General features: G+C 71.9%; 2 protein-coding genes. Both read right to left on the bottom strand.

Annotated elements, in window-relative coordinates; all coding sequences use genetic code 11:
• On the bottom strand, positions 1–554 hold a 554-nt coding region (locus tag COGEMETH_RS25190), incomplete at its 3' end, for a ferredoxin-like domain-containing protein (RefSeq protein WP_507763008.1).
• Positions 555–565: 11 nt separating this feature from the next.
• A complete protein-coding gene (locus COGEMETH_RS25185) occupies positions 566–1,816 on the bottom strand; it encodes an NAD(P)/FAD-dependent oxidoreductase (protein ID WP_238185398.1) in 1,251 nt (416 codons plus the stop codon).
• Between the last annotated feature and the right edge of the window lie 437 nt (positions 1,817–2,253).

Here is a 2,253-nt window from a genome sequence, read left to right as displayed (position 1 = left end):
ACCTCGGCCTCACCGCCCGCGGCTCGGGCGGTGAGGCCGAGGTCGGTCAGCCCGTCGAGGAAGGGCTGGGCGTGCTCGGGCGCGATCTCGCGCACCTGGAGGTTGGCGCGCGTCGTGACGTGGACGTAACCGCCCCCGTGCGCGTCGGCGAGGTCGGCCACCCCCGAGAACTGCCAGTGGTGCAGGATGCCGTTGGGGATGCGCAGGCGGCACATGTAATGGGCCTTGTTCGGGGCGAGCCAGAACATGCCGTGGTAGCGCCAGCGGAAGTTGTCCTCGGGCTTGGGGGCCGCGCCCGTGGCGGCCTCCGCGATCAGGCGGTTGTGGCCCTCGAACGGGTTCTCGGCGCGCTTCCACTTCTCCTGCTCGGCGAGCTTGCCGCCGGCCTTGATCGTGGCGTCCTGCGCCTTGATGTGGATCGCGTCCGGGCCCGTGGGCTCGGCCGGCGGGGCGCTGTTGCCGCTCATCAGGCCGCCGGTGAGGCGGGCGGCACTGATCCCCGAGGCGAAGCCCTCGAGGTAGCGCTTCTGCTCGGCGTCGAAGTCCTCGGCCATGTCTGCCTCCTTCACGCTGCGAGGGGTCGGGGTTCGGCTGGGCGGCCGAACATCAGGTCGTCGATGTGGTCGCAGACCGGCTCGCCGGTGCGGATCAGGCTCTTGCACCAGCCCTGCTCGCCGATGTCCCCGACGAAGACCGCGCCGATCAGGCGGCCCTCCTCCACCAGGAGCTTGCGGTAGAGGCCGGCGCCGGGGTCGCTCATCACGATGGCCTCGGCCGTATCCGGGGTGTCGACCACGCCGGCCGAGAACACGGGGAGCCCCGAGACCTTGAGGCTGGTGGAGAGCGCGGTGCCGCGATACCCGGCCTCCTGGCCGGAAAGGTGCCGGGCCAGGGTCTCGGCGTGCTCGTAGGCGGGCTCCACGAGGCCGTAGACCATGCCGCGGTGCTCGGCGCATTCGCCCAGCGCGAAGATGCGCGGGTCCGAGGTGGTCATGCGGTCGTCGACCTTGATGCCGCGGGCGGTCTCGACGCCGGCCCCCTGCGCCAGGGCGAGGTTGGGGCGCACGCCCACCGACATCACCACGAGGTCGGCCGGCAGCACGGTGCCGTCCGAGAGGACCAGGCGCTCGACCCGGCCGTCGCCCTCGATGCGGTCGGTGTCGGCCTTGAGCAGGACCTTGACGCCGCGGGCCTCCATCGCCCGGCGCACGAGGCCGGCGGCGACGTGGTCGAGCTGGCGCTCCATCAGCCGGTCCATGACGTGCAGCAGGGTGGTGTCGACCCCCAGCCGGGCCAGGCCCACGGCCGCCTCCAGCCCGAGCAGGCCGCCGCCGATGACGATGGCTTTCGCGTGCTGCACCGCGGCCTTGCGGATGGCGGCCACGTCGGCGAGGTCGCGGAAGGTGATGACGCCGGGCAGGTCCATGCCGGGCTTCGGCAGGCGGATCGGCAGGGAGCCCACCGCCAGGACCAGCTTGTCGAAGGGCAGGACGTGGGTCTCGCCCACCACGACCAGAGCGTTCTCGCGGTCGACCTGCGTGGCCGGCGCCCCGGTGATCAGGCGGATGCCGTGGCTCTCGTACCAGTCCAGCCCGCGGAAGGCGCAGGCCGCCTCGTCCACCTCGCCGCCGAGCAGCGAGGAGAGCAGCACCCGGTTGTAGGCGGCGACCGGCTCGGCCCCGACCACGGTGACGTCGTAGCGCCCCGGCGAGCCCTCGGTCAGCCGTTCCAGGAAGCGCAGGGAGGCCATGCCGTTGCCGACGACCACGAGCCGTTCGCGCACGAGGGGCGCGTGTGCCGATTCCGGTGTCACCATGGGGCGGAGGGTCTCGATCCTCTGAGGATAGGGAATGGCGGACCGCCACGAAAAAAGCCGCTGCCGGCCGTCTCCCAGGTGCGTGCCCGCGAGAGGACCGGATCAGCGGCCTCGCTGACGGCGCTGCCCGTCGCCGTTGACGGACCCGGTCCCTGGGGCAAGTCGCGTGCCAGGGCCGTGCGACGGGGTTTCGGAAGTGCCCTCCCCTCGGAATCCGGCGTGCCGGGCCGGCCGAGCTTGCCGCCTGAAGCCGCTGTGTGCAGTGCACAAAGATGAGGCGATTGGCCGGGAATCGGGCAGGGTTTTTCGGGATTCGCGGAGCCGGATGCGATCGAGCGGGCCGCGAGCCTCTCCCCATGTGGCTATGGCCGACACGGGTTCCGATCGCATATGTCCGGAGCAGGTCCCGACCCGCGCGGTTCCCTCCCCCCTTTGCG

The organism is Methylobacterium trifolii (assembly GCF_022179685.1).
Lineage (GTDB): Bacteria > Pseudomonadota > Alphaproteobacteria > Rhizobiales > Beijerinckiaceae > Methylobacterium > Methylobacterium trifolii.
The sequence above is the reverse complement of the archived record's forward strand: the minus strand, read 5'-3'. Positions and strand labels throughout refer to the sequence as shown.